This is a genomic window from Azospirillum formosense (assembly GCF_013340925.1).
GTDB classification, from domain to species: domain Bacteria; phylum Pseudomonadota; class Alphaproteobacteria; order Azospirillales; family Azospirillaceae; genus Azospirillum; species Azospirillum formosense.
The window spans coordinates 1-24363 of record NZ_WHOR01000061.1 but is presented as its reverse complement, the minus strand read 5'-3'; the positions used below and the strand labels follow the sequence as shown (position 1 = coordinate 24363).

The 24363-nt window shown below is 71.3% G+C and carries 19 protein-coding genes; 9 read left to right on the top strand and 10 right to left on the bottom strand.

All coding sequences use genetic code 11. The features are described 5' to 3' along the window. The 5 genes from addB to GBZ26_RS10740 all read right to left on the bottom strand — a co-directional run. Positions 1-2873, bottom strand: a 2873-nt coding sequence (gene addB / locus GBZ26_RS10760) for a double-strand break repair protein AddB (protein ID WP_174438827.1), incomplete at its 3' end; no start/stop codon positions are given. Between the two features lie 147 nt (positions 2874-3020). Then, the gene (locus tag GBZ26_RS10755) at positions 3021-3800 is read right to left on the bottom strand and encodes a nucleotidyltransferase family protein (RefSeq protein WP_174438826.1); all 780 of its coding nucleotides are present in this window, start codon (positions 3798-3800) and stop codon (positions 3021-3023) included. A gap of 2 nt (positions 3801-3802) precedes the next feature. Next, the gene (locus GBZ26_RS10750; protein WP_174438825.1) at positions 3803-4816 is read right to left on the bottom strand and encodes a phosphotransferase; all 1014 of its coding nucleotides are present in this window, start codon (positions 4814-4816) and stop codon (positions 3803-3805) included. Beyond that, entirely contained in the window at positions 4813-5328 is a 516-nt protein-coding gene (gene tsaE, locus GBZ26_RS10745) for a tRNA (adenosine(37)-N6)-threonylcarbamoyltransferase complex ATPase subunit type 1 TsaE (RefSeq protein ID WP_174438824.1), read from the bottom strand. The genes GBZ26_RS10750 and tsaE overlap by 4 nt, the downstream gene beginning before the upstream one ends. Positions 5329-5346: 18 nt before the next feature. Beyond that, complete coding sequence (locus tag GBZ26_RS10740; protein WP_174438823.1) at positions 5347-5772, bottom strand: hypothetical protein; 426 nt, start codon at positions 5770-5772, stop codon at positions 5347-5349. Between the two features lie 210 nt (positions 5773-5982). On the opposite strand from GBZ26_RS10740, the gene GBZ26_RS10735 reads away from it, so the two are divergent. Further along, positions 5983-7005 carry an NAD(P)/FAD-dependent oxidoreductase gene (locus tag GBZ26_RS10735; protein WP_174438822.1) on the top strand — a complete coding sequence of 341 codons (1023 nt, stop codon included), beginning with the start codon at positions 5983-5985 and terminating at the stop codon, positions 7003-7005. A gap of 66 nt (positions 7006-7071) precedes the next feature. Here the strand turns inward: GBZ26_RS10735 and GBZ26_RS10730 are convergent, their stop codons facing one another. Further along, positions 7072-7656 (bottom strand): Spy/CpxP family protein refolding chaperone, encoded by a 585-nt coding sequence (locus GBZ26_RS10730; protein ID WP_174438821.1) that lies wholly within the window; start codon positions 7654-7656, stop codon positions 7072-7074. Between the two features lie 186 nt (positions 7657-7842). Between GBZ26_RS10730 and GBZ26_RS10725 the strand changes: the two genes are divergently transcribed. Continuing rightward, positions 7843-8568 (top strand): response regulator, encoded by a 726-nt coding sequence (locus GBZ26_RS10725; protein ID WP_174438820.1) that lies wholly within the window; start codon positions 7843-7845, stop codon positions 8566-8568. Between the two features lies 1 nt (position 8569). Continuing rightward, positions 8570-9949 carry an ATP-binding protein gene (locus GBZ26_RS10720; protein ID WP_174438819.1) on the top strand — a complete coding sequence of 460 codons (1380 nt, stop codon included), beginning with the start codon at positions 8570-8572 and terminating at the stop codon, positions 9947-9949. Between the two features lie 19 nt (positions 9950-9968). On the opposite strand, the gene GBZ26_RS10715 is transcribed toward GBZ26_RS10720, so the two are convergent. Next, the gene (locus GBZ26_RS10715) at positions 9969-10598 is read right to left on the bottom strand and encodes a DUF4145 domain-containing protein (RefSeq protein ID WP_174438818.1); all 630 of its coding nucleotides are present in this window, start codon (positions 10596-10598) and stop codon (positions 9969-9971) included. A gap of 185 nt (positions 10599-10783) precedes the next feature. On the opposite strand from GBZ26_RS10715, the gene GBZ26_RS10710 reads away from it, so the two are divergent. Further along, positions 10784-12145 carry an FAD-dependent oxidoreductase gene (locus GBZ26_RS10710; protein WP_174438817.1) on the top strand — a complete coding sequence of 454 codons (1362 nt, stop codon included), beginning with the start codon at positions 10784-10786 and terminating at the stop codon, positions 12143-12145. A 9-nt stretch (positions 12146-12154) separates the two neighbouring features. Here GBZ26_RS10710 and GBZ26_RS10705 read toward each other — a convergent pair whose 3' ends face one another. Both GBZ26_RS10705 and GBZ26_RS10700 read right to left on the bottom strand, forming a co-directional pair. Further along, positions 12155-14542 carry a PAS-domain containing protein gene (locus GBZ26_RS10705; protein WP_174438816.1) on the bottom strand — a complete coding sequence of 796 codons (2388 nt, stop codon included), beginning with the start codon at positions 14540-14542 and terminating at the stop codon, positions 12155-12157. An 87-nt stretch (positions 14543-14629) separates the two neighbouring features. Then, complete coding sequence (locus GBZ26_RS10700; RefSeq protein WP_174438815.1) at positions 14630-18259, bottom strand: ATP-binding protein; 3630 nt, start codon at positions 18257-18259, stop codon at positions 14630-14632. A gap of 186 nt (positions 18260-18445) precedes the next feature. Here GBZ26_RS10700 and GBZ26_RS10695 point away from each other — a divergent pair, with 186 nt between their 5' ends. The 5 genes from GBZ26_RS10695 to GBZ26_RS10675 all read left to right on the top strand — a co-directional run bounded on the left by GBZ26_RS10695 (position 18446) and on the right by GBZ26_RS10675 (position 24134). Continuing rightward, positions 18446-19495, top strand: coding sequence for an amino acid ABC transporter substrate-binding protein (locus GBZ26_RS10695; protein WP_174438814.1), 1050 nt, complete (start codon positions 18446-18448; stop codon positions 19493-19495). A gap of 200 nt (positions 19496-19695) precedes the next feature. Continuing rightward, positions 19696-20913, top strand: a complete 1218-nt coding sequence (gene trpB, locus GBZ26_RS10690; protein WP_014238652.1) for a tryptophan synthase subunit beta — start codon at positions 19696-19698, stop codon at positions 20911-20913. Beyond that, entirely contained in the window at positions 20910-21764 is an 855-nt protein-coding gene (gene trpA / locus GBZ26_RS10685) for a tryptophan synthase subunit alpha (RefSeq protein ID WP_174438813.1), read from the top strand. The genes trpB and trpA overlap by 4 nt, the downstream gene beginning before the upstream one ends. Before the next feature lie 62 nt (positions 21765-21826). Continuing rightward, the gene (gene accD / locus GBZ26_RS10680) at positions 21827-22828 is read left to right on the top strand and encodes an acetyl-CoA carboxylase, carboxyltransferase subunit beta (protein WP_174438812.1); all 1002 of its coding nucleotides are present in this window, start codon (positions 21827-21829) and stop codon (positions 22826-22828) included. A 7-nt stretch (positions 22829-22835) separates the two neighbouring features. Further along, complete coding sequence (locus GBZ26_RS10675) at positions 22836-24134, top strand: bifunctional folylpolyglutamate synthase/dihydrofolate synthase (protein WP_174438811.1); 1299 nt, start codon at positions 22836-22838, stop codon at positions 24132-24134. A gap of 24 nt (positions 24135-24158) precedes the next feature. On the opposite strand, the gene GBZ26_RS10670 is transcribed toward GBZ26_RS10675, so the two are convergent. Then, the coding region (locus tag GBZ26_RS10670) for a hypothetical protein (RefSeq protein ID WP_174438810.1) at positions 24159-24363 on the bottom strand (205 nt) is incomplete at its 5' end.

The window sequence follows — 24363 nt, the reverse complement described above, 5'->3', positions numbered from 1 at the left end:
GGGGTGGCGGGGTCGTCGAAATGGCGGATCAGCTCCTCCAGCCCGGCGCGGGCCTCGGCGGCCAGAGTCGCCGGGTCGCCCTTCACCGCCTTCTCCTCGCCCGGCGGATCGCCGCCGGACAGGCGCCAGAAGGCCAGCTCGGCCACCCGGTTCTTCGCGACGCCGGCGAAACCGCCGGCCTCGGCCATGGCGGCCTCCAGCGGCAGCTGCGGGGCGAAGCCCAGCTCGATCTCGCGGGTCGAGGGCGGGGTGCCGGTCTTGTAGTCGATCAGGACCAGCCCCTCGCCGCCCGAATCGATGCGGTCGGCCTTGGCGGTCAGCAGGAAGGGGCCGGCGGGGCCGCTCAGCGCCAGCTCGCCCGACACTTCGGTGGCGAGCGGCTTCAGGGTGCGGCGGCGGTCGCGCTCCAGCCCGACGAACCACTCGGCGATGCGCTCGAAGCGCGGCCACCAGAAGGCCCAGACGTCGGGATGGCTGTGCAGCAGCGGGCCGAAGGACTCGCGGCCCATCGCCAGCAGCCGGTGCAGCGCGTCGTCGGGCAGTTGGCCCGGATAGGCCTTCACGAAGGCGTCCAGGGCCGCGTGGATGAACTGGCCGCGGTCGGCGGCGCCGGGGTCGGCGGCGATGGGGTCGAGCTTGCGCAGGCGCAGCACATGCTCGGCGTAGATGGCGTAGGGGTCGCGCATCCACTTCTCGATCTTGGTGACCGACAGCTTGCGCGGGCGGGCGGACACCGGCGGGCGCGGCTCCGGCGGGAGGACGGGGCGCACGGCGTCCGGCTCGTCCAGACCGCGCGCCCAGGCCAGCCAGGGCTCCCCGGCCAGCTCGATCCGCCCGTCCAGACCCAGCGCGCGCAGCACCGTCTCCAGCCGCAGCAGCCAGCGCGACGGGACGGTCGGCGTGCCGTCCACCCGCTCCGCGCGGGTCAGCACGACCTCTTCGGCGCCGCAGGCGTGGGTGAAGTCGTGGGCCGACAGGCCGACCATCCGCTCCGGGCTGGGCAGGCCGAAGTCGCGGCGCATCGGGCGCGACATCCAGGGATCGGCGTCGGGGTCGGGCGGCCAGGTCCCCTCGTTCAGCCCGCCGAGGACCAGCAGGTCGAAATGCTGAAGGCGCGCTTCCATGGGGCCGAGGATGTAGAGGCGCGGGTGCAGGCCGAAGCGCGGGCGCACCGGGCGCATCGCCATCAGCGCGTCGAGCAGCGCCGGATAATCCTTGCCGGGAACGGCGGGGAAGCCGTCCGCCGCCTCCAGCAGCTCATGGACGAAGGTCGCGGCCTCCTCGCCGTCGTCCTGCCGCCAGAGGAATTCCGACCCCGGCGCGTCGGTGCGCGAGGCCAGCGCCTCCGCGAAGGCGACGTGCGCGCGGACGAGGTCGCTGAGCGGGGCCTCGCTGAACAGAGCCTCCATGAAGGGGGCGGCGAGCGTTTCCAGATTTTCCAGCCAGCCGAGCAGGGCGGCCTGCTGGTCCGGGTGGTCAAAGCGGTCGGCGGCCTTCAGCGCGGCGATCAGCCCGGCGAAGCCCTCCGCCGGGCGGGGGCCGCGCAGCACGGTGCGCTCCAGCGCGCGGGCGGAGCGGCGGAACTCCGCCGGGTCGTGGCCGCCGGCGGTCAGCGGGTGCTTGGCGAGCGCCAGCAGGGCCAGCGGGTGGGCGCGGCTGGCGGCCAGCTCGGCGGTCAGCCGCAGATAGGTGCCGACCGCGGTGTGGACCAGCGGCTGGCCCGCCGAGTCGTTGACCGCGATGCCCCAACGGGTCAGCGCCATGGCGACCCGGCGGGCGAGGTTGCGGTCGGGCGAGACCAGCGCCGCCGTCTTGCCCGGCGTCTCCAGCGCGTGGCGCAGCAGCAGCGCGATGACCGACGCCTCCTCCTCCGCGGTCGGGGCGTCGATGCGGGTCAGCCCGTCCAGGGCCGCGGCGTCCAGCCCGTCCAGCTCCCGCCAGCTTTCCGTGGTGGCGGCGGGGCGCATGGCCTCGGCCAGCAGGCGGGCGCGGGCGGCCCGCGGCTCCTCCGCGTCGTTCCAGCGGCGGACGGCGGCTCGGCCGACCGACAGCCGGTCGAGCAGGTGGGCGAGGCCGTGTTGCGGGTGCGCCTCGTCGGCGCGGATGGCGTCCCAGCTCGCCTCGTCGGCCTCCAGGTCGAGGCCGGGCAGCACGACGGCCCCCTGCGGCAGGGCGGCGACCACCGCCAGCAGGTCGGCCGACGCCGGGATGGAGCCGGTGGAGCCGGCGGCGATGACCAGCCCCTGCGGCGGCTCCGCCCGCCAGAGCGCGGCCTGGGTCTGGAGCACGAGGTTGCGGCGCTGCGCCGGGTCGGTCAGCGCGCTGGCGCCGAGGATGGCCGGCCAGTGCTCCGTGACGATCTTCAGGAACTCCAGCGTCACCTGCCAGTGCTGAGCGTAATCCTCCGGCACCAGCGAGGCCAGCCGGTCGAAGGCGACGTCCTCCGTCCACACCGCGTCGATCAGCCGCCCCAGGTCGGCGCCGAGCCGCACCGCCTGCGCGGTGGTGGCCGACACGCCGGTCGCCTGGAGGATCAGCCGGGCCAGCATCATCTGGCGCTTCAGCCCGCTGATCGGGTCGGGCAGCTCCAGCGGCACGCCGGGCAGTTCCTCCGCCGAGGTCAGGCTGAGGGAGGCGGCGTCCAGCTCGCCCAGCGGGCTCATCCGCGGCAGCAGCATGGGCTGTCCGCCGGAGCGGCGCAGGAACGCCTCGCGCAGCGAGCGGCAGGAGCGGCGCGTCGGCAGCAGGACGGTCACCCCGGCCAGCGCCAGCGGGTCGTTCCCCACGCGGTCCAGGATGCCCGCGGCGAGCTGGTCCACGAAGGACACGCCGGTGGGAATCGAATAGACCTTGGGCTCCGCCCTGCCGCTCATGCCTGCCCCGGAAGCTGTATCGTCAGACGCGCGAGGATACTAGATGTGGGGCAATGAGACCACAAAGCGTCAAGGAATACAAAAATTCTCACAAAGCAGCGGTTGGGCGCCCATTGGACGGCCGCCGAGCGGCCGTCGGGCGGCCGGTCAGGTGGTGACCACCGACACGTCGCTCATCGACAGCATCTCCTCCGTCTCGGCCAGCGCGTCGGGGGTGCCGATGTGGAACCACAGCCCGTCGTGGGCGAGGCCGAAGAGGCGCCCGGCTTCCTGCGCGCGATCCCAGACGCGGTTGGTGGAGAAGGCGCCGTCGGGGGTGTCCTGCCCGAACAGTTCCGGCTTTACGATCTGGACGCCGGCGTAGACGAAGGGGGCGATCTCCATCTCGCCGCGCCGGGTCAGCCGGCCCAGCGGGTCCATGTGGTAATCGCCGCGCCCCTCGTATCCCACCGCCTTGGTGGTCGCCATCAGCAGCAGGAGCGCGTCCATCTCGTCCGGGTTCCAGTGGCGGGCCAGCCGCGCCAGCGTGGGGGAGGGGCCGTCGAGCCACAGGATGTCGGCGTTGACCACATAGACCGGGTCGGTCCCCAGCAGCGGCAGCGCCTTCTTCACGCCGCCGCCGGTCTCCAGCAGCGTGTCCTCCGGCGACAGGGTGATGGCCGGGGCGGTCCGTCCCGTCAGATGGGCGGCGATCATCGCGCCCTTGTAATGGCTGTTGACCACGGCGGCGGTCACGCCGGCCTCCTCCAGCCGGTCGAGCGCGTGGTCGAGCATCGGCTTGCCCATCACCGGGATCAGGGGCTTCGGGCGCTCCAGGGTCAGCGGGCGCATCCGCAGGCCCAGCCCGGCGGCCATCACCATGGCCTTGGCGGGGGCGGTGGTCACAGGCGGCGTCTTGGTACGGGTCTTCTTCGAGACAGGCGACATAATCAATCCGGCTCCGGAACGACAAGCTCCGCGCGGGTACCCGGCGGCAGATGACGGGCGAACCAGTCGGCGACCGGGGCCAGTTCGGGCTTGGCGAGCTGGCCTTCCAGAAGCCGCCAGACGCGCGGCAGGTGAAGGAGATAGCCGCGTCGGCGCTGCAACGCCAGACGCACGAAGATGGCGACGATGCGGGTGTGCCGGATCGCGCCCAGCACGGTGTAGGAGCGGCGGAAGGCGTCCCAGTCGCGATCCGGGAAGGCGGCGCGGTAGCGGTCCAGCAGCACGCCCTCCAGCCCGGTGGGCAGGTCGCGGCGGGCGTCCTCCAGCAGCGACACCAGATCGTAGGCGACGGGGCCGAGCCCGGCGCTCTGGTAGTCGATCAGCCCGGCCGCCCGCAGGCCGGGCCGGGGCAGCCGCATCACGTTGTCCACATGGTAGTCGCGCAGCAGCAGCGACTGCGGCCCGGCGCAGGCCTCCGGAACGACGGCGGCCCAGGCCGCATCGAAGTCGGACCGGGCCTTGTCGGACAGGGGCTTGCCCGTCGCCGCGGGCATGTAGACGTCGGCGAACAGCGCCACCTGCTGCGTGAACAGGGCCGCGTCGTAGAGCGGCAGGTTCAGGCGGGGCGCCTCTTCCACCGGGAAGCGGCGGTGCAGTTCGATCAGAACGTCGGTCGCCAGCTCGTAGAGCGGGCGCGGCTCCTCCCCCGCGTTCAGCAGGCGGGTGAGGGTGCCGTCGCCGAAATCCTCCTGAAGGGCGAGCCCCGCCTCGACCTCCGCCGCCAGGATGGCGGGGACCGAGAAGCCCAGCCGGTCCAGCGTCGCGCCGATGGCGATGAAGGGCACCAGATCCTCGGCCGGGGCGGGGGTGTCGACCAGGATCAGCGTGCCGCCGTCCGGCGTGGTCAGCCGCTCGTAGCGGCGTGCCGAGGCGTCGCCGGCCAGCGGCTCCCGCTTGGCCCCCTCCAGCCCGTGGCGGGCGAGGAAGGCGGCGATCTGCGACGCGCGGTCGGTCACGGTCCCTCCAGTCCGGAAAGGCCCAATCCGGAAAGGTCGAGTGTGGTCAGACGCGACTCCCAGGCGCCGTGGCCGGTCAGGGTGGCGCGGCGCTCGGTCGGCCCGGCGAAGCTCATCGCGACGTCGAGACGGTCGGCGGGCAGCAGCGGCCCCAGCCGGTCCGGCCATTCCACCAGCAGGACGGCCTCGGCGCGGGCCTCGTCCCAGCCCAGCTCGGTCACCTCGTCGGGGCCGGACAGGCGGTAGAGGTCGAAATGCCAGACCGGGCCGATGTCGGTGTCGTAGGTCTGCACCAGCGTGAAGGTGGGGGAGGGCACCTCCGCGTCCTCCTCGGTCACGGCGCGGATCAGGGCGCGGCACAGGGCGGACTTGCCGGCGCCCAGGTCGCCGCGCAGGGCCACGAGGTCGCCGGGCGCCAGCGCGGCGGCCAAGCGGCGGGCCAGCGCGGCGGTCGCCTCCTCGCTCGGCAGCGCGATGACGCGCGCGTTGGGGGTGGAATCGGTTTGGGTCATATCACTGGAACGGTCACATCAGCGGCGGGAGGCGGCCTTGCGCGGCACCGGACCGGGACCGGGCGCGGGCTCCGCCGCCTCGATGCGGTCCTCCACCAGACGCGGCGGCTTCTTGAAGTTCATGGTGATCATCAGCGTCAGGGCGCCGTTGATGATGTGGATCATCTTGTCGGACTCGACGGGCAGGGGGATCTTGCGCCCCATGCAGTAGGACACCAGCGCCGCCGCGACCTCGGACTCGTGCAGCGTCATGCTGCGGTCGTCGCCCTCGTCCCCGGTGACCTGGATCAGCGTCTCCACCCCGCCGCCGCCGGGCTGGCCGGGGCGGTAGGTGACCGTGCCGACCGTGCCGCTGGGCAGCGGCTCGCGCATCCGGCGGCGGCGGTCGAGCACGGCCTTCACGACCTCCTGGTCGGTGAACACGAGGCAGCGCAGCTCCTTCATCGCCAGTCCTTCATTGCGGCCGCTCCGGCACGGGGGAAACGGGCAAATCCTACCCCACCGCGACCGCACGCCCCGAAGGAAATCGGCGGGACCGCACCCATTTTGCGCGCGCCGTCCACCCTCCCCGTGCAGGGCGGGGTTGACCGGGGGCGCGAAACCGGACAATTGAAGGCGTCATCGTTCCCCCGTTTGCACAAGGCAGCGCGTCCCATGTCGCACACCGTCCATCGCACCGACGTCGTCATCGTCGGCGCCGGCCCCGTCGGTCTCTTCGCCGTGTTCGAATGCGGCATGCTGAAGATGCGATGCCATGTGGTGGACGCGCTGGACATGGTGGGCGGGCAGTGCACCGCGCTGTACCCGGAAAAGCCGATCTACGACATCCCGGCCCACCCGGCCATCGAGGCCGCCGACCTGATCGACCGGCTGGCGGAGCAGGCCGCCCCCTTCAGCCCGACCTATCATCTGGGCCAGCAGGTCGAGAAGCTGACCCGGACGGACGAAGGGCGCTGGCTGGTGGAGACCAGCATCGGCACGCGGATCGACACCCAGGCGGTGATCATCGCCGCCGGCTGCGGCGCCTTCGGTCCCAACCGCCCGCCGCTGGACGGGCTGGAGCAGTATGAGGGCACGTCGGTCTTCTACATGGTCCGCCGCAAGCAGGACTTCGCCGGCAAGCGCGTGGTGATCGCCGGCGGCGGCGATTCCGCCGTGGACTGGACGCTGTCGCTGGCCGACGTGGCGGAGAAGGTCTACGTCGTCCACCGCCGGCCCAAGTTCCGCGCCGCCCCGGAAAGCGTCGCCCGCATGGACGTCCTGGTCCGCGAGGGCAAGGTGGAGATGGTGGTGCCCTACCAGCTCTCCGGTCTGGTCGGCGGGAACGGCCAGCTCTCCGCCGTGCGCGTCGCCACGCTGGACGGCGAGGAGAAGGACCTGCCGGCCGACGCGCTGCTCGCCTTCTTCGGCCTGTCGATGAATCTGGGGCCGATCGCCGAGTGGGGCCTGAACCTGGAGCGCAGCCACATCGGCGTCAGCCTGCCCGGCTGCGCCACCAGCGCCCCCGGCGTCTACGCCATCGGCGACATCGCGACCTATCCCGGCAAGCTGAAGCTGATCCTCTGCGGCTTCTCCGAGGCGGCGCAGGCGGCCCATGCCATCCATCCCCTGGTCCATCCGGGCGAGGCGCTGCACTTCGAATACTCGACCTCCAAGGGCGTTCCCGGCGCCGAGTAAGAACGGAAACGGGCCGCCGGGGAAACCGGCGGCCCGCTCCGTCAGCGGCTGACGGGAGGCAGGAGATCAGCCGCCGCGGGGGCCATTACCCGGACCCGGACCCGGACCGCGGCCGGGGCCTTCGCCGTGCATCGGGCCGTGACCGTGGTGGCGCATGCCCGGACCACCCATGCCACCGCCCATCATGCCGTGCCCGGCGCGGTCGAGGAAGCGGTCGGCCTGCTTCTGCTGGTCCGGGGTGAGCTGGGCGTAGAGGTCGGTCAGCGCCGGGCGCACCTGCTGAAGCTGGGCGAGTCGGGCCGACATCATGGCCTCCATGCGCTCCAACCGGGCCGGGGCGGCGGCGGGCATCGGCTGGTCCTTGAACTTGGCGCAGAGGTCCTGGGTGGGCTTCTGGCTCGCGTTCGCGGCGTCGACGAACTTGGTCCAGGCGGCGCGCTGCTGGTCGGTGATGTTCAGCTTCTTCTCGGCGTAGGCCAGCATGCCGGCCAGCCGGGCGTCCTGGTCCTCGCACATCCGGGAGAAATGCCGGCCGCCGTCCGGACCGGGGCCAGGGCCGGCGCCGGGACCCGGCTGCTGCTGGGCGAAGACCGGCACGGCGATGCCGAGGCCGAGAACCAGCGCGGCGGTGGTCATCATAGCGCGTTTCATGGGGATGCTCCTTGTTATCGACGGGGTCTTGCGTTCCCGATGACCCCGATGATGGGCCGGGAACGTATCCGCTTGATGTCCGGCCTTCCGTGAATTGGTAACGCTGTGTAACAGCCGGCCTCCCCGTAACGTGGCGTTACACATTTCTTCTTCACCCCGGCGCCCGCGCGTCGGATCATGCGTTCCATGGACCGCACACCTCACCTGCTGGTGGTCGACGACGACCGCGAAATCCGCACCCTCCTGTCGCAGTTCCTGACGCGGCACGGCTTCCGCGTCACCGGGGCCAAGGACGGGGTGGAGATGATGCGCACGCTGGACAGCGCGCGCGTGGACCTGATCGTGCTCGACCTGATGATGCCGGGGGAGGACGGGCTGAGCCTGTGCCGCCGCCTGCGCGCCACGCCCGACACGGCGCAGACGCCGGTCATCATGTTGACCGCGATGGGCGAGGAGACGGACCGCATCGTCGGGCTGGAGATGGGCGCCGACGACTATCTGGCGAAGCCCTTCAGCCCGCGCGAGCTTCTGGCCCGCGTCAAGGCCGTGCTGCGCCGCGCCTCCGGCCCGCCGGTGGCCGGCGGCGCCACGGGCAAGACGCTGGGCTTCGAGGGCTGGACGCTCGACCTCGCCAAGCGGGAGCTGCGCTCGCCCGACGGGGTGCTGGTGCAGCTCTCCGCCGGGGAGTACGACCTGCTGGTCGCCTTCGTGGAGCATCCGCAGCGGGTGCTGACCCGCGACCAGCTGCTCGATCTGGCGCGCGGCCGGTCGGCGGTGCCCTTCGATCGCTCCATCGACGTGCAGGTCAGCCGCCTGCGCCGCAAGATCGAGCCCGACCCCGCCGACCCCACCATGATCAAGACGGTGCGCGGCGGCGGCTATCTGTTCACTCCGGCGGTGACGGGGGTCTGAGGTGGAGACCGCCCGCAAGAGCCGCCTGCTGGTGGCCCGGCGCTGGCTGCCGGACAGCATCGCCGCGCGGCTGGTGCTGACCGTGGTTCTGGCGCTGCTGCTGACCCAGGCGGTCAGCGCGCTGGTCTATCTGACCGACCGCCCTCCGGGACCGCCCGCCCACAGCATGCGCGTCCTCGTCCAGCGCGTGACGGCCATCGTCCAGCTCGTGGAGAGCACCCCGCCGCCGGAGCGGCGGCGGCTGGTCAAGGCGATCGACGACCCCGTGCTGCGGGTGGACTGGAATCCCGAGACTCCGCGCTTCGCCAACCAGCGCGAGGGCTTTCCCTTCGACCGGCTGCGCCGGGCCATCCGCGGCGAGCTGGACGATCCCGACCGCGCCGTGGTGGTCGAGGTCCGGCGGGAGCGCCCCATGCCCGGCCCCTTCCCGGTGGAGGAACATCGTTGGGGCACCGACGTCCGGCTGTCGGTGGGGCTGAGGGACGGGTCCTGGCTGACCTTCGTCGGCGGCGACCCGCTGGAGGGGCCGTTCCGGCTGCTGCGCTTTGCGTTGTGGATGGCCGGCATCGTCGGGGCGGTGGCTCTGGTCTCGGTCTGGACGGCGCGCCGCATGACCGCTCCCATCGCGCGCTTCGCCGACGCGGCGGAGCGGCTGGGCGTGGACGGCGAGGCGCCGCCGCTGCCCGAGGCCGGCCCCCAGGAGCTGCGCGCCGCCACCCGCGCCTTCAACCGGATGCAGGCGCGTCTGGCCCGCTTCGTTGCCGACCGCACCCAGATGCTGGCGGCGATGAGCCACGACCTGCGCACGCCGCTGACCCGCCTGCGCCTGCGCGCCGAACTGGTCGAGGACCCGGAGATGCAGCGCAAGATGCTCGCCGACCTCGACGAGATGGCGGCGATGATCAACGCCACGCTGGCCTTCGCCCGCGACGACGCCAACCACGAGCCGCGTGGCCCGCTCGACCTCGCCGACCTGTTGCAGAGCCTGTGCGACGACCGGGTGGACGCCGGGCACGAGGCGGCCTACGAGGGGCCGGCGCACGCGACGGTGGACGGGCGCCCGGTGGCCCTGCGCCGCGCCTTCGCCAATCTGATGGACAACGCCATCGCCTACGGCGGCGGCTTCACCGTGCGCTTGCTGCCCGCGGACGAGGAATTGCGGGTGGAGATCGAGGACGGTGGCCCCGGCATTCCGGAGGCGGAGTTCGAGAAGGTCTTCGCCCCCTTCTACCGGCTGGAGCGCTCGCGCTCCCGCGACACCGGCGGGGTGGGGCTGGGTCTGGCCACCGCCCGCACGGTGGTGCGCGGCCACGGCGGCGACATCGCGCTGTCCAACCGTCCGGAAGGCGGCCTGCGGGTGACGGTGACCCTGCCGCGGTGATGTAATTAAAAATACTGAACTACGAATTTCCGGACAAATTCTTTCTTTCTTTCATCATTCCCGGAAGGGTAAATGCATACATCAAGAATAACTTTGTAAATGCTTCTAAATCTTCGGCATCTTTTCCACTGAAAGGCTCGTCTTCGTGGACAGCTTCATTTCCTCCGAGCCTGATTTGATGAGCCCACTCTCCCATATCTTTTGTTATTAAGCCATTTTCTGATAGCAATTTTATGCGTTTGTTGAGGTCTGATTTAAGTTCGGGATTAATTAGTTTTGTGGCGCAGTCAAGTGTTTTCCTAAACATGGCTCCGGCAGCGTCGAAATGTTGTCTTTCGAGATTATCTAAACCTTGCAAGTAAAATTTAGCTATGTTTTCTGGTGTAAACTTGGGAGCGACTAGGTCAATTTGCTTTGGCCAAGTTTCATTAATTATGAAGTCGTGATTCCGTGGATCTCCTGGGCAGATTTTAGGGTCCCAGTTGTGCCCTGTTGCCTTGTAGAGAACAACGAGAGGCTTTCCGCAAGATCCGCATGTGTAAAAAGTTAGCGGCTTACTGGCGTCACCTCGGAAATTAACGTGATGCTTAGGGTTAAAGCCACTCTTGGATGTGCGGCAATGTGGGCAATTGTAAGCTAGTATACTCATATGTTCGACCCCGGCTAATTGCCATTCAAGAAAGTTATATAGAAATATACTCTTTTTTCTCTTGGATGTAATGCAGATTTCAAGTGTGGGTTAAAAGGTTTGATGCAGGTGCCGTGATGCATCGCAACATCGGGAGTGGGTGGGCGGTTATCGGTGCAGGATCGTCTTGACCGGAGACCATCGCCGTGCCGCAGATCGACCGCACCCCCTCGCCCGTGGACAGCCGCCCCCATGTCGTGATTGTCGGCGCGGGGTTCGGCGGTCTGGCCTGCGCGGAGGCCCTGGGCGGGACGAACATCCGCGTCACCATCATCGACCGGAACAATTATCACCTGTTCGTGCCGCTGCTCTATCAGGTGGCGACCGCCGCCCTGTCGCCCGCCGACATCGCCGAGCCGATCCGCCGCATCGTCAGCCGGCACCCCAACATCGACGTGGTGATGGGCGAGGTGACCGGGGTCGACCGTACGGCCAAGCGGGTGGAACTGGCCGACGGCAGCTTCGTTCCCTATGACCGGCTGGTGCTGGCCACCGGCTCCTCCTACAGCTATTTCGGGCACGACGACTGGGCGGAGATCGCCCCCGGCCTGAAGACCATCGAGAACGCCCGGCGGATCCGCGCCCGGCTGCTGATGAATTTCGAGCAGGCCGAGATGTGCGAGGACCCGGCCCGCCAGAAGGCGCTGATGACCACCATCGTGGTCGGCGGCGGCCCCACCGGCGTGGAGATGGCCGGGGCGGTGGCGGAGCTGGCCCGCTTCACGCTGGCCCGCGACTTCCGCCGCATCGACCCGCGCACCGCCCGCGTCCTGCTGGTCGAGGCCGGGCCGCGCATCCTGTCCACCTTCCCCGACGACCTCGGCCGGTACGCCCGCCGCAAGCTGGAGGAACTGGGCGTCGTCGTGCTGACCGGGCAGGCGGTGGAGAGCATCACGCCGGAGGGCGCCACGGTCGGCGGGCGCTTCATCCCGGCGGGGGCCATCGTGTGGGGCGCCGGGGTCAAGGCGTCGCCCGCCGGCTCCTGGCTGGGGGTGGAGACCGACCGCAGCGGGCGCATCCCGGTCGGCGCCGACATGGCGGTGCCGGGCGTGCCCGACGTCTACGCGCTGGGCGACACGGCGGCGCTGGCCGGCGACGACGGCAAGCCGCTGCCCGGTCTGGCCCAGGTCGCCAAGCAGCAGGGCGAGCATCTCGGCGGCGGGCTGGAGGCCAGCCTGCTGCGCGGCCAGCCGCTGCAGCCCTTCCGCTTCCGCAACCGCGGCAACACCGCCATCGTCGGGCGCAGCGCCGCCGTCTTCGATTTCGGGACACGCAAGCTGAAGGGCTGGTTCGCCTGGGTGCTGTGGGCGATCATCCACGTCTATCTGCTGGTGAACTTCCACAAGCGGGTGCTGGTCACCATGCAGTGGTTGTGGCGCTGGGCCACCTACCAGCGCGGCGCGCGGCTCATCACCACCGACCGGCCGGCGTCGGTCGCGGAATCCGTCACATCACCGCATGGGGATAAGGCCGAGCCCTTTCGGGGGATGAGGCGCGGCCAGGGCTGACCGGGCACGTCAGGAGGCGGGGGGAAGCGGCAGGACGCAGCGGAAGCGGGTGCCGTGGCCCGGCCACTCCTCGACCTCCAGCCGACCGCCGTGCAGCTCCATGACGTTGCGGACCAGCGACAGGCCGAGCGCCGCGGCGCCGCGCGGGTCGTTGCGGTCGTAGCGCGAGGGCATGGCGGCCTCGCCCGGCCCGGCGCCGCTGCCCACCGTCAGCACGAGGGAACCGGCGGTCCGCTCCCCGGACAGCAGGATGCGACGGTCCGCCGGCGGGTGGCGGATGGCGCCGACGACCAGGGTGAACAGCGCCTGCTTCAGCCGCCGCTCGTCGCCCTCCGCCTCGCCCAGCGACGGCGGGGCCGTGAGGTCGAGGCGCAGCCCCTCGCGCCGCGCCCATTCGCGGGTCAGCTCGCCCACCGTCTCCAGCAGATCGGGCACGTCCACGGTGCCGCGGTCCAGCGTGGTCACCCCGGCCCCCAGGCTGGTCATGTCGACGACGTCGTCAATCAGCTCCAGCAGCCGCTCGCCGGCGTTGAGGACGCCCTTCACATACTCGATCTGGCGCGGGTTCAGCTCCCCGAAATACTGGTTCGCCAGCACCTCCGCGAAGCCGATGATGCCGTTCAGCGGGTTGCGCAGATGGTGGGAGACGTTGGCGATGAACTCGCTCTTCAGCTGGTCGGCGGCCTCCAGCGCGGCGTTGGAGGCGCGCAGCGCCTGCTCCAGCCGGGCGCTGTCGGTGACGTCGAGATAGCTGTTCAGCACCGCTCCGTCGGGCAGCGGCAGGGTGGAGAACTCCACCACCGAGCCGTCGGCCCGCTCCAGCCGGCCCGAGCGCACGGCGCGTTCCAAGGTCGCGCCGATCATCTCGTCCTTCAGGCTGTCCCAGTCGCCGCCATTCTCCAGGAAGGGCCGCATCCGCTCGAAGAGGCCGGAGATGTGCGGCTCGCCCAGCAGGTCCTCGTCGTCGAGGTCCCAGACGCGCGCGAAGGCCGGGTTGGACAGCTTCAGCCGCCCGTCGCCGCCGAACACCGCGATGCCTTCCGCCAGATTGTCCAGCGTCTCCTGCTGCACGGCGATCAGCGTGTTGTAGGAGGATTCCAGGGCCAGCGTGTTGGTCACGTCCTCAAGGATCTGCATCAGCCCGCCCAGCGGGTGGGGGGCGGCGAGGCTGCGCAGGGTCGTGCCGTCCGGCAGGTGCATCAGCTCCTCGACCGGCTCCAGCAGGCGGGTGTAGCGGCTCAGACGCTCGCGCTTGTAGCTCTGATAGTCGGCGTATTCGGGCAGGCGGCGGCGGGTGCGCAGCTCCTCCAGGATCTCCCCGTGGGTGGGCTGGCTGCGCAGCCAGGCCTCCTCCAGGTCCCACAGCCGGGCGTAGGCCTGGTTGAAGAAGGTCAGCCGCGTGTCGGCGCCGAAGATGGCGATGGCCGCACCCAGCCGCTCCAGCACTTCACCGTGGGCGGCGAGGTGGCGGTTCAGCTCGCCGCGCAGTTCCTCCACCGCCGTCACATCCAGCGCGTAGCCGACGACCAGCGTGCCGCTGCCGTCGGGGGCGGGCAGGGGGGCCTCGGTGACCTCCAGCAGGCGCCGCTCCGTGCCGATGACGGCGGAGACCCGCTCCGACTGGGCGACCCCGCTGCGAAGCGCGCGTTGCGCCAGGGCACGCCCGGCGCCGTCCGAGGCGAGTTCCTTGCCGCTCTCCAGGACGGCGGCGGGGTCGGAATCCACGGCGCGGGCGTAAGCGCGGTTGCACCAGGACAGCGTCTGCCCGGCGCCGCGCAGCCACACCGGCAGCGGCAGCGCGTCCACCGCCGCGCGCAGCTCGGCCAGCGCCGATTCGGCGTCGCGCCGCCCCCGGGCCAGCCCTTCCTGTTCGGCACAACGGTCGGTGATGTCCTCCAGCCAGACGACGTCTTGGTGTCCGGAGGCGCCGGTCCCGGTGGACGGCTCGGCCGTCCGCCGCCCGCTCAGCAGCAGGCGCCGTCCGCTGCGGGTCGTCGCCTCGATTCGGAAGCCTTCGCCCGCGGCGCGCAGGCGGCGCACGGCCTCGGCGACCTGGGGGGCGTCGGCGTCCGCGAAAGCGTTCGCGACGTCCTGTCCCGGGACCGCGCCGAGCAGTTTGATGCAGCCCGGAGCCGCGCTGGCGGCGCCGCCGGCGTCCCAGGCGCACCAGGGGTGGGGGGCGGCGGCCAGCAGGGCCTCCAGGCGCGCCACGTCGGCCGCCAGCCGGTCGCTGCGGCGGCGCTCCTTGCCGGTCCAGAACAACCCGCCGAAACCGGCGGCGCCGAGGACACCGGCGAAGCCCAGCACGGCGGGCGAGCCGGAGGGGCCGGCCATCAGGCCGACTCCCACCGCCAGCCCCAGCGCGGCGAAGGCGTATGATCGGGTCAGGACGCTCACGCGGGTGAGACTAGTCCACGCCTCCCGGCGGGGCAAGGCGGGCCGGCGGTGGTGCCACTTTCGGGGTGGTGCGGCCCGTTCTCCCGGCTACACCGCTTCCCCGATCCGCAGGGCGCGGATCGCCGCCTCGACCGCGGGGTAGGCGGCGCGCACCGCCGCCAGGGACTGCGCCGCCCCGTCCGGGTCGCCGCGATGGGCGGCGAGTTCCAGGGTGGACGCGCTGCGGCCCAGCCGGTTGGCCCCCGCCGTGCGCGCCGCCCCGGCAAGCGTGTGGGCGGTGCTCCGGACGGCTTCCAGATCGTTCCGTTGCAGGGCGGCTGCGGCCTCGTCCAGCAGCGGGCGGGTGGTTTCCAGGAAGAAATCCAGCATGTCCAGCGACGCCGCGTCGACTCCGCCGAAGGTGGTTCGGACATGGTCGAGGTCCAGCGTCTGCTCCGCCGCCCCGGCGGGCTCCGCCGCGGGTGGATCGTCTGGGGCCGCGACGCTGCCCTCGCCCAGCGCCCGGTTCAGGGCGGCGGCAAGCTGCTTCAGGGTCACCGGCTTGGCGATGTAGTCGTCCATCCCCGCGTCGGTGCAGCGCTCCATCTCCCCGGCCAGGGCGTTGGCGGTCATGGCGATGATGGCGGTTCGAGGGCGCGGACCGGAGGCCGATTCGGCGCTGCGGATCTGGCGCGACAGCTCGTAGCCGTCCATGCGCGGCATGTGGCAATCGGTGATCAGCAGCCGGTAGGGCCGCATCCGCCAGGCGGTCAGCGCCTCAAGCCCGTCGCCGCTCAGGTCGGCCTCGAAGCCGAGTTGGCGGAGCTGGCGCAGGATCACCTGCTGGTTCGTCGGGTGGTCCTCCGCCACCAGGATGATCGGCGGGGGCGCGGCGGCGTCGAGGGCCGCGTCGGGGTCCGTCATGGTCTGGGCTCCCGGAGCGCCATCCGTCACGGCAAGCGGGGAGTCGGCGTGGCGGTCCGGGGGAACGGCGCGCCCGGCCAGGGCGGCCAGACGGCGGAACAGGGTGTCGCGACGGATCGGGCGGCCGAGATGGTCGTGACGCGGCGGCTGTCCGGCGGACGGGGTCCCATCCTTGCCGGTTTCGGGCGGGCAGTCGCCGGCCTGCTCCCGCCCGTCCACCAGATGCAGGGTCGGCGGCGGGCGGGCCCCGGCGGCGGCGATGCGGGCCAACACCGCCGGCGCCGACAGCCGCGGGTTGGGCGCGCCGGGCGCGTCGTCGGGATGGTGCTCCAGCAGGCCGTCGGAGAGGACGAGCAGGTCGGCGTCGGCCATCGTCAGCAGCTCCACCGCCTCGTCCGCCGTCGTGGCGTCGGCGACGGCGGCGCGCTTGTCCTCCAGCGCGCGGATCAGGACGGCGCGCTGCACCGGGTCCGGTTCGGCCACGATGATCGACAGGCCGCTCAGGTCGGTGTCGTCGCCGGGCACCGTTCGCGGATCGCCCGCCGGCAGATCGACCGTGAACCAGAAGGTGGCGCCGCAGCCCGGCGCCGACTCGACCCCGATGCGCCCGCCCATCATCTCCACGAGGCGGGCGCAGATGGCCAGCCCCAGCCCGGTGCCGCCGAAGCGGCGGGTGGTCGAGCTGTCGGCCTGGCTGAAGGGCTGGAACAGGCGGGCCTGCCCGGCGGCGCTGATGCCGATGCCGGTGTCCTCCACCGAGAAGCGCAGGCGCAACCGGTCCGAACCGGCGTCGGAAGGCTCCAGCCGGGTGCGCAGGACGACCCGGCCCGCATCGGTGAACTTGATGGCGTTGCCCGTCAGGTTGAACAGGATCTGGCGCAGCCGCCCGGGGTCGCCGCGCACCGCCGCGGGCACCTTGCGGTCGAGGTCGCAGACGAGAAGCAGCGCCTTCTGGTGGGCCTGCGGGGCCAGCAGCTCCGCCACCCCCTCCACCAGCTCGCGCGGGTCGAGGTCCATCTCGTCGAGGTCGAGCTTGCCCGCCTCGATCTTGGACAGGTCCAGGATGTCATCGATGATCCGCAGCAGCGCCGTCGCGCTGTCGCGCACGGTGGTGACGAGTTCGGTCTGCTCCGCGTCCAGCGGGGTCAGGGCGATCAGCTCCAGCATGCCCAGCACGCCGTTCATCGGGGTGCGGATCTCGTGGCTCATGGTCGCCAGGAATTCCGACTTGGAGCGGGCGGCGACCTCCGCCTGGTCCTTGGCGTGGCGCAGATCCTCCTCGGCGCGCTTGCGGCCGGTGATGTCGTAGCTCCAGGCGAGGACCGCCGGCTCGCCCTCGAACTCCGTGCGCTGCAGCGTCTGGAGCGCCCAGACGCGGCTGCCGTCGGGCCGGTCCACCGCCACCTCGACGTCGCGGGCGACCAGCCCGGCACCGTCTTGCGGGGAGGCGCGTCCCTGCAGTGTGGCGCCGGGCAGGGCCAGCGCGTGGCGGCGCCCGACGAAGGCGTCCGGCGGCAGTCCGGCCAGCTCCGCCGCGCGGGCGTTGGCGAAGGCCACCGAGCCGTCGGGCCGTCCGATCGACACGCCGACCGGGCTCTGCTCCAGGATCGCGCGCAGGCGGCGCTCGCTGTCCGACAGGGCGTGCTCGCGCGAGCGGATGGTGGCGACGAAATAGTGCAGGGCGCGCGCCATGTCGGCGATCTCGTCATGCCCGTGGGTGGGAATGGCGACGGACCGCCCGGCGGCCGACGCGGCCATGGCCGTCTGAAGCCCGCGCAGACGCCGCACCACATTGCGGTGGATGTAGAGGAAGATGCCGAGAGCTCCGAGAATCGAGACGACCGCCATCGCCAGGATGGCGTTCTTGCCGTCGCGGATCACCCGTTCGAACTCGCCGGAGCGGGCGGCGATGTCCTGCTCGATGGCCAGGAAATGGTCGGAGACCGCGCCGACCAGCCGGTCGGAGACGTTCTGGTTGCGCGCGATGGAGCCCTTGATGGCGCGGGCCAGCGCGATTTCCGTCAGGCGGCTGGCGAACAGGTTGTGTTCCCCGAGCCCCAGCGCCTCCAGCTCCCGGTAGAGCGGCTCCATGTCGAAGGCGGCGCCCGGCGGCAGGCCGGTCACGACCTCCGCCGCGCGGTCCATCGCGGCGCGGTAATCCTGCCGCAGCCGGTCCACCCGCGCCTCGTGGTCGGCACGGGAGGCGGCGAGCATCAGCAGGATGGCGTGCTGCGCCTCAGCCGCCCACGAATCGACCTGCCGTTCGACGACCTGGGCCTCCTCCCACTCGGCCGGGGTCCGGGGGACCGGGGTCTTGTCACGCAGCGATTCCTCGGCGTTGCGGACGCGTTCGGCCAGTTGCATCAGGCGCCCGACCAGCCCACCCGTCTCCGCGGCGGCGGCGAGCTGGCGTTCCACCTGGGTGTTCAGGGTCATCAGATTGGCGACCAGCTCGTTCTTGCGGCGCTGCAACTCGGCCACGTCGGCCATGTCGGTCCCGCGGTCGCGCAGCCGGGTCATCAGGTCTTCCAGCAGGGCGATCTGGTCGCTCAGCCGGGCCATCACCGATTCGCGCACCGTCTGGCTCTGCACCGCCACCAGGGCCGGAGCGTTGGCGGCCAGCGTGCCGCTCTGCTGGGCCAGTTGCGAGGCGTTGACGAGGCCCGGCACCTTGGCCGTGGCGATCTGCTCGAACCCCTGGTGGAAGCGGCCGAAGAGGGAGACGGCCACCACGCCGGTGGCGGCGGTCAGGCCGGCGATCACGGTCAGACCCGCCAGGATGCGAAACGCCACGCCCAGCCGGGGAAGCCGCATGCCCGTGCCTCGCTTTCTTGTCGTCCGCTTGAGATAACACGGGCAATCGACCGGGCGCAATTCACACACCCGCGCCGCAATCGGACGCTGCGCGATCGGGTGCCCGGCGGGCTTGACCCGCGCCGGTTGCCAGACCAATGCTGACCGCCGGTGGCAAAGAGGCCGGTGGCAAAGGGGGAATGGCCGATGGGCTTGGTCCGGTCTTTCGCGCGGGTCGCGGTGGTCGCCGTGGTTCTGGCGGCGGCGCTGGCCGCGCCATCCGGCGGCTTGCGGGCCGAAACCATGGAGGACGTGCGCGAGCGCGGGCTGCTGCGCTGTGGCGTCTCGTCCAGCGGGGCCGGTCTGGCGGCGGTGGACGACAGCGGCCACTGGCGCGGCTTCTTCGTGGACATGTGCCGGGCGCTGGCCGCCGCCGTCGCCGGCAAGGCCGACCGGGTGGAGTTCGTCGAGACCAACTCCGAGAACCGCTTCGCCATCCTGCGCAACGGCGAGGTGGATGTGGTGATGGAGGGCACGACCTGGACCCTGCAGCGCGACGCCACCTTCGGCATCGATTTCCCGGCGGTCTACCTGTTCGACGGACAGGGATTCATCGCGCACCGCGCCCAGGGCATCGCCCGCCTGTCCGACCTGCCGGCCGGCGCCTCGGTCTGCGTGATCGAGCAGACCACCACCCTGCGCAACCTGGAGGACTGGATGGCCCGCAGCGGCGTGCGCTTCCGCCTCAAGCCGGTGCGCTCGACCGAGGGGGCGCTGTCGGCCTTCTTCAACCATCACTGCGACCTCTACACCAGCGACCGCATCGGCCTGCACGCCCAGCGCCTGCTGAAGGCGCCGGAGCGCGACGACTACGTCATCCTGCCCGAGGCGATCTCCAAGGAGCCGCTGGGGCCGATGGTGCGCCCGGACGAGCGGCGGTGGTTCGACGTCGTGCGCTGGGTGTTCCTGGCCACCGTGCTGGCCGAGGAGAAGGGGATCACCGCCGCCAACGCCGCCCGCCTGAAGGAGGAAGCGCAGGACCCGGAGATGCGCCGGTTCCTCGGGGCCACCACCGGTGTCGGCTGGGGGCTGGGGCTCGACGACGACTGGGCCTTCCGCGTGGTCACGCAGGTCGGCAATTACGGCGAGATCTTCGACCGCCATCTGGGCGCCGCCTCGCCGCTGGGCATCGAACGCGGGATGAACGGGCTGTGGATGCACGGCGGCCTGCACTACGCCCCGCCGCTGGGGGGGTGAGGGCGGCGGCGCTCTGCCATGCCGCACCAGCCATGCCGCACCAGCCATGCCGAGTCGCCTCATTGCCTTCGCCGCGGCTTTTCCCATCTTGTGGGCATGTTCGGCGAAAGGTTCGGCGAACGCTTCAAATCCGGGCGAACCGCCGCTATGGTGGCGCCTTCCGGGCGCCGCGCGGCCCGCTTCAGGCAGTTTCCCAGGCCATGACCAGACCCAACACCTACCGTTCCGGTCCCGACGAGCGCGGGCATTTCGGCATCTATGGCGGACGCTTCGTCGCCGAGACGCTGATGCCCCTGATCCTTGAGGTGGAGAAAGCCTACCGCGAGGCCCGGGCCGACCCCGCCTTCGAGGGCGCGATCCGCGAGCAGCTCAAGCAGTATGTCGGCCGCCCGAACCCGCTCTACTACGCCGAACGCCTGACGGAGAAGCTCGGCGGCGCGAAGATCTACTTCAAGCGCGAGGAGCTGAACCACACCGGCGCGCACAAGATCAACAACTGCATCGGCCAGATCCTGCTCGCCCGCCGCATGGGCAAGAAGCGGATCATCGCCGAGACGGGCGCCGGCCAGCATGGTGTGGCGACCGCCACGGTCTGCGCGCTGTTCGACATGCCCTGCGTCATCTACATGGGCGAGACCGACATCGCCCGCCAGCAGCCCAACGTCTTCCGCATGAAGCTGCTGGGGGCGGAGGTGGTCCCGGTGACCTCCGGCGCGCGGACGCTGAAGGACGCGATGAACGAGGCGCTGCGCGACTGGGTCACCAACGTCGCCGACACCTACTACCTGATCGGCACCGCCGCCGGTCCGCACCCGTACCCCGCCATGGTCCGCGACTTCCAGTCGGTGATCGGCGACGAGGTGCGCGTGCAGATGCAGGAGCTGGAGGGCCGCCTGCCCGACAGCCTCGTCGCCTGCGTCGGCGGCGGCTCCAACGCCATCGGCCTGTTCCACCCCTTCCTCGACGACCCGTCGGTGCAGATGGTCGCGGTCGAGGCCGCCGGCCACGGCATCGACAAGGGGCCGCTGGCCCACGCCGCCTCGATCACCGGCGGGCGCCCCGGCGTGCTGCACGGCAACCGCACCTACCTGCTCCAGGACGAGGACGGGCAGATCCTGGAAGGCCACTCCATCTCCGCCGGCCTGGATTATCCGGGCGTCGGGCCGGAGCATTCCTGGCTGCACGACATCGGGCGCGTCGAGTATGTCTCGGCCACCGACCAGGAGACACTGGACGCCTTCCAGCTCTGCGCCCGCACCGAGGGCATCATCCCCGCGCTGGAATCGGCGCACGCGCTGGCGGAGATCGTGAAGCGCGCCCCGAAACTGCCCAAGGACCACCTGATGGTGCTCTGCCTGTCGGGCCGCGGCGACAAGGACATCTTCTCCGTCGCCCAGCATCTGGGAGTGAAGCTGTGAGCGCCCTCAACGACAAGGCCGTTGACAATGGCCGCATCGCCCGGCGGTTCGCCGCTCTGAAGGCGGAGGGCCGCGCCGGCCTCGTCACCTTCATCACCGCGGGCGACCCGGATCTGGAAACCTGCCGCGCCGTCCTGCACGGCCTGCCCGCCGCGGGCGCCGACCTGATCGAGCTGGGGCTGCCCTTCTCCGACCCGATGGCCGACGGCCCGGCGATCCAGGCGGCCAGCCTGCGCGCGCTCCACGCCGGGACGACGGCGCGCAAGACGCTGGACCTCGTGCGCGGCTTCCGCGCGACGGACGCCGACACGCCGGTGATCCTGATGGGCTATTACAACCCCATCCACGCCTATGGGGTGGACCGCTTCCTGGCCGACGCCATCGAGGCCGGGGTGGACGGGCTGATCGTCGTCGACCTGCCGCCCGAAGAGGACGAGGAGCTGTGCATCCCGGCGCTGAAGGCCGGGGTGAACTTCATCCGTCTGGCGACGCCGACCACCGACGACAAGCGCCTGCCGACGGTTCTCCGGAACACCTCGGGCTTTGTCTATTACGTGTCGATCGCCGGCATCACCGGTGCTGCCAGCGCCGACAACGCCGCGGTGGGTGCCGCGGTGGAGCGTCTGAAGCGTCACACCGACCTGCCGGTGGCGGTCGGCTTCGGCATCAAGACGCCGGAGCAGGCGGCCGATGTCGCCCGCGTCGCCGACGCGGCGGTGGTCGGCTCGGCCATCGTCACGCGGCTGGCCGGCGGGCTGGACGCGGACGGCAAGGCCCGTCCGGGTCTGGCCGAGGATGTGCTGGGCTTCGTCCGGGAACTGGCCGGCGGCGTGCGCGGCGCGCGCGTCTGAGTGCGCCGGCCTAGATCGCCGGGCCGAGAGCGCCGGCTGAGCGGGATATCAGGAAGAATTCGATGAACTGGCTTACCAACTACGTCCGTCCCAAGATCCGCGCCCTCTATGCCCGCAAGGAGGTTCCCGACAACCTCTGGCACAAGTGCCCGAGCTGCGAGGCGATGCTCTTCCACCGCGATCTGGAGGAGAACCTCAACGTCTGCCAGCATTGCGGCTTCCACATGCGGCTGGACCCGATCAAGCGGCTGGCCTCGATGTTCGACGAGGGCGACTACCAGTCGGTGGAACTGCCGAAGTCGGTGGTCGATCCGCTGAAGTTCCGCGACCAGAAGCGCTACACCGACCGCCTGAAGGAAGCCCAGACCAAGACGGGCCGGCATGACGCCATCGTCGTCGGCTCCGGCCTGATCGGCGGGCAGCCGGCGGTCGTCGCGGCCTTCGACTTCGGCTTCATGGGCGGCTCGATGGGCATCGCGGTGGGCGAGGGCATCCTGGCCGCCGCCCGCACCGCCATCGCCCAGAAGGCGGCGCTGATCGTCGTCCCGGCCTCGGGCGGGGCGCGCATGCAGGAAGGCATCCTGTCGCTGATGCAGATGCCGCGCACCACCATCGCGGTGGAGATGGTCAAGGAAGCCGGCCTGCCCTACATCGTGGTGCTGACCGACCCGACGACCGGCGGCGTCACCGCCTCCTTCGCGATGATCGGCGACATCCACATCGCCGAGAAGGGCGCGCAGATCGGCTTCGCCGGCGCCCGCGTGATCGAGAGCACGATCCGCGAGACCCTGCCGGAAGGCTTCCAGCGCTCCGAATACCTCCAGGAGCACGGCATGGTGGACATGGTCGTCCATCGCCGCGACCTGCGCCCGACCCTGTCGCGCGTCCTGACCCTGCTGATGCAGCCGGTCCTGGCCGTGGCGCCGGAAGCGCTGCCGGCCGCGCCGGCCGCCGTCCAGGCGGAGGAGCCGCGCAGCCAGGCCGAGGCCGCCGACGAGACGCCGGCCCAAGCCGGCGCGGAAAGGGCCGGCGCCGAGAGGACCGGCTCCGAGCAGGCGGCCTGACCCCGCGATGTCGCTCGCCGATCCGGTTCTCGACCGGCTGAAGGGGCTGCACCCCAAGGTCATCGACCTGTCGCTGGACCGCGTGCACCGGCTGCTCGCCGCGCTGGGCCATCCGGAGCGGCGCCTGCCGCCGGTGGTCCATGTGGCGGGCACCAACGGCAAGGGCTCGACGCTCGCCTTCCTGCGGGCGATGCTGGAGGCGGCGGGGCTGCGGGTGCATGTCTACACCTCGCCCCACCTCGTGCGCTTCCACGAGCGCATCCGGCTGGCCGGCACGCTGATCGACGACGACCGGCTGGCCGCCCTGCTGGAGGAGTGCGAGGCCGCCAACGGCGGCGGGCCGATCACCTTCTTCGAGGTGACGACGGTCGCCGCCCTGCTCGCCTTCGCGCGGGAACCGGCGGACGTGGTGCTTCTGGAGACCGGGCTGGGCGGGCGGCTGGACGCCACCAACGTGGTGGACCGCCCGGCGGTCACCGCCATCACGCGCATCTCCTACGACCACCGCCAGTTCCTCGGCGACACGCTGGAGGCCATCGCGGGCGAGAAGGCCGGCATCTTCAAGCCGGGCGTCCCCGCCGTGATCTTCCCGCAGCCCGCGGAGGAGGCCGCCCGCACCCTGGCCATCCGCGCCGAGACGGTGGGCGCGCCGGTTGCCGGCTGGTCGGTCACCCCGACCGAGGGCGGCTTCCGCTTCGAGAGCGCCCGCCGCCGCATCGATCTGCCGCTGCCGGGGCTGGCCGGGGCGCACCAGATCGTCAACGCCGGGGTGGCGCTGGCCTGCCTGGACCATCTGCCGGTCGCGGTGGCCGAGGCGGTGGATGACGCGGCGGTGCGCCGCGGCCTCGCCGCCGTGGAGTGGCCCGCCCGCCTGCAACGGCTGACCCGCGGCCCCCTGGCCGACGGCCTGCCCGCCGGCTGGGAGCTGTGGCTGGACGGCGGCCACAACGACTCGGCGGGCGAGGTTCTGGCGATCCAGGCCGCGCGCTGGGCGGAGGAGGAGCCGCAACGGCCGCTGCTGCTGGTCTACGGCATGCTGGCGAGCAAGGAGCCGCGGGAGTTCCTGGGGCCGCTGGCGCCCTTCGTCACCGCCGCCCGCACCGTCGCCATCCCCGGCGAGGAGGCGTCGCTGACGGCGGAGGACACCGCCGCGGCCACCCGCGCCTGCGGCATCGCCGACAGCGCGGCGGCGGCGGATGTGGGCAGCGCCCTGGAGGATCTGACCGGGCGGGTCGAGGGGCCGGCCCGCGTGCTGATCTGCGGCTCGCTCTATCTGGCCGGCACGGTGCTGGCGGAGAACGGCTGATTCGAGGAACGGGCAAGCGGGGCCTCAGCGCCCCTGCTTGCCGTCCAACTCCAGCATGTTGCGCAGCGCGGCGAGGGTCTTGCCGAGCGTGCCCGAATCGTCCTTGGCGGTTTTCTTTCCGGACTCGTTGCCTTCCGCCGGCCTGACGGCGTCGGGCTTGGGCTTTTCCGGCGCGTTCGCGGGGACCGGCTCAACGAGGTCCACGGGGTCGCCGGCATCGTCCCGGTCC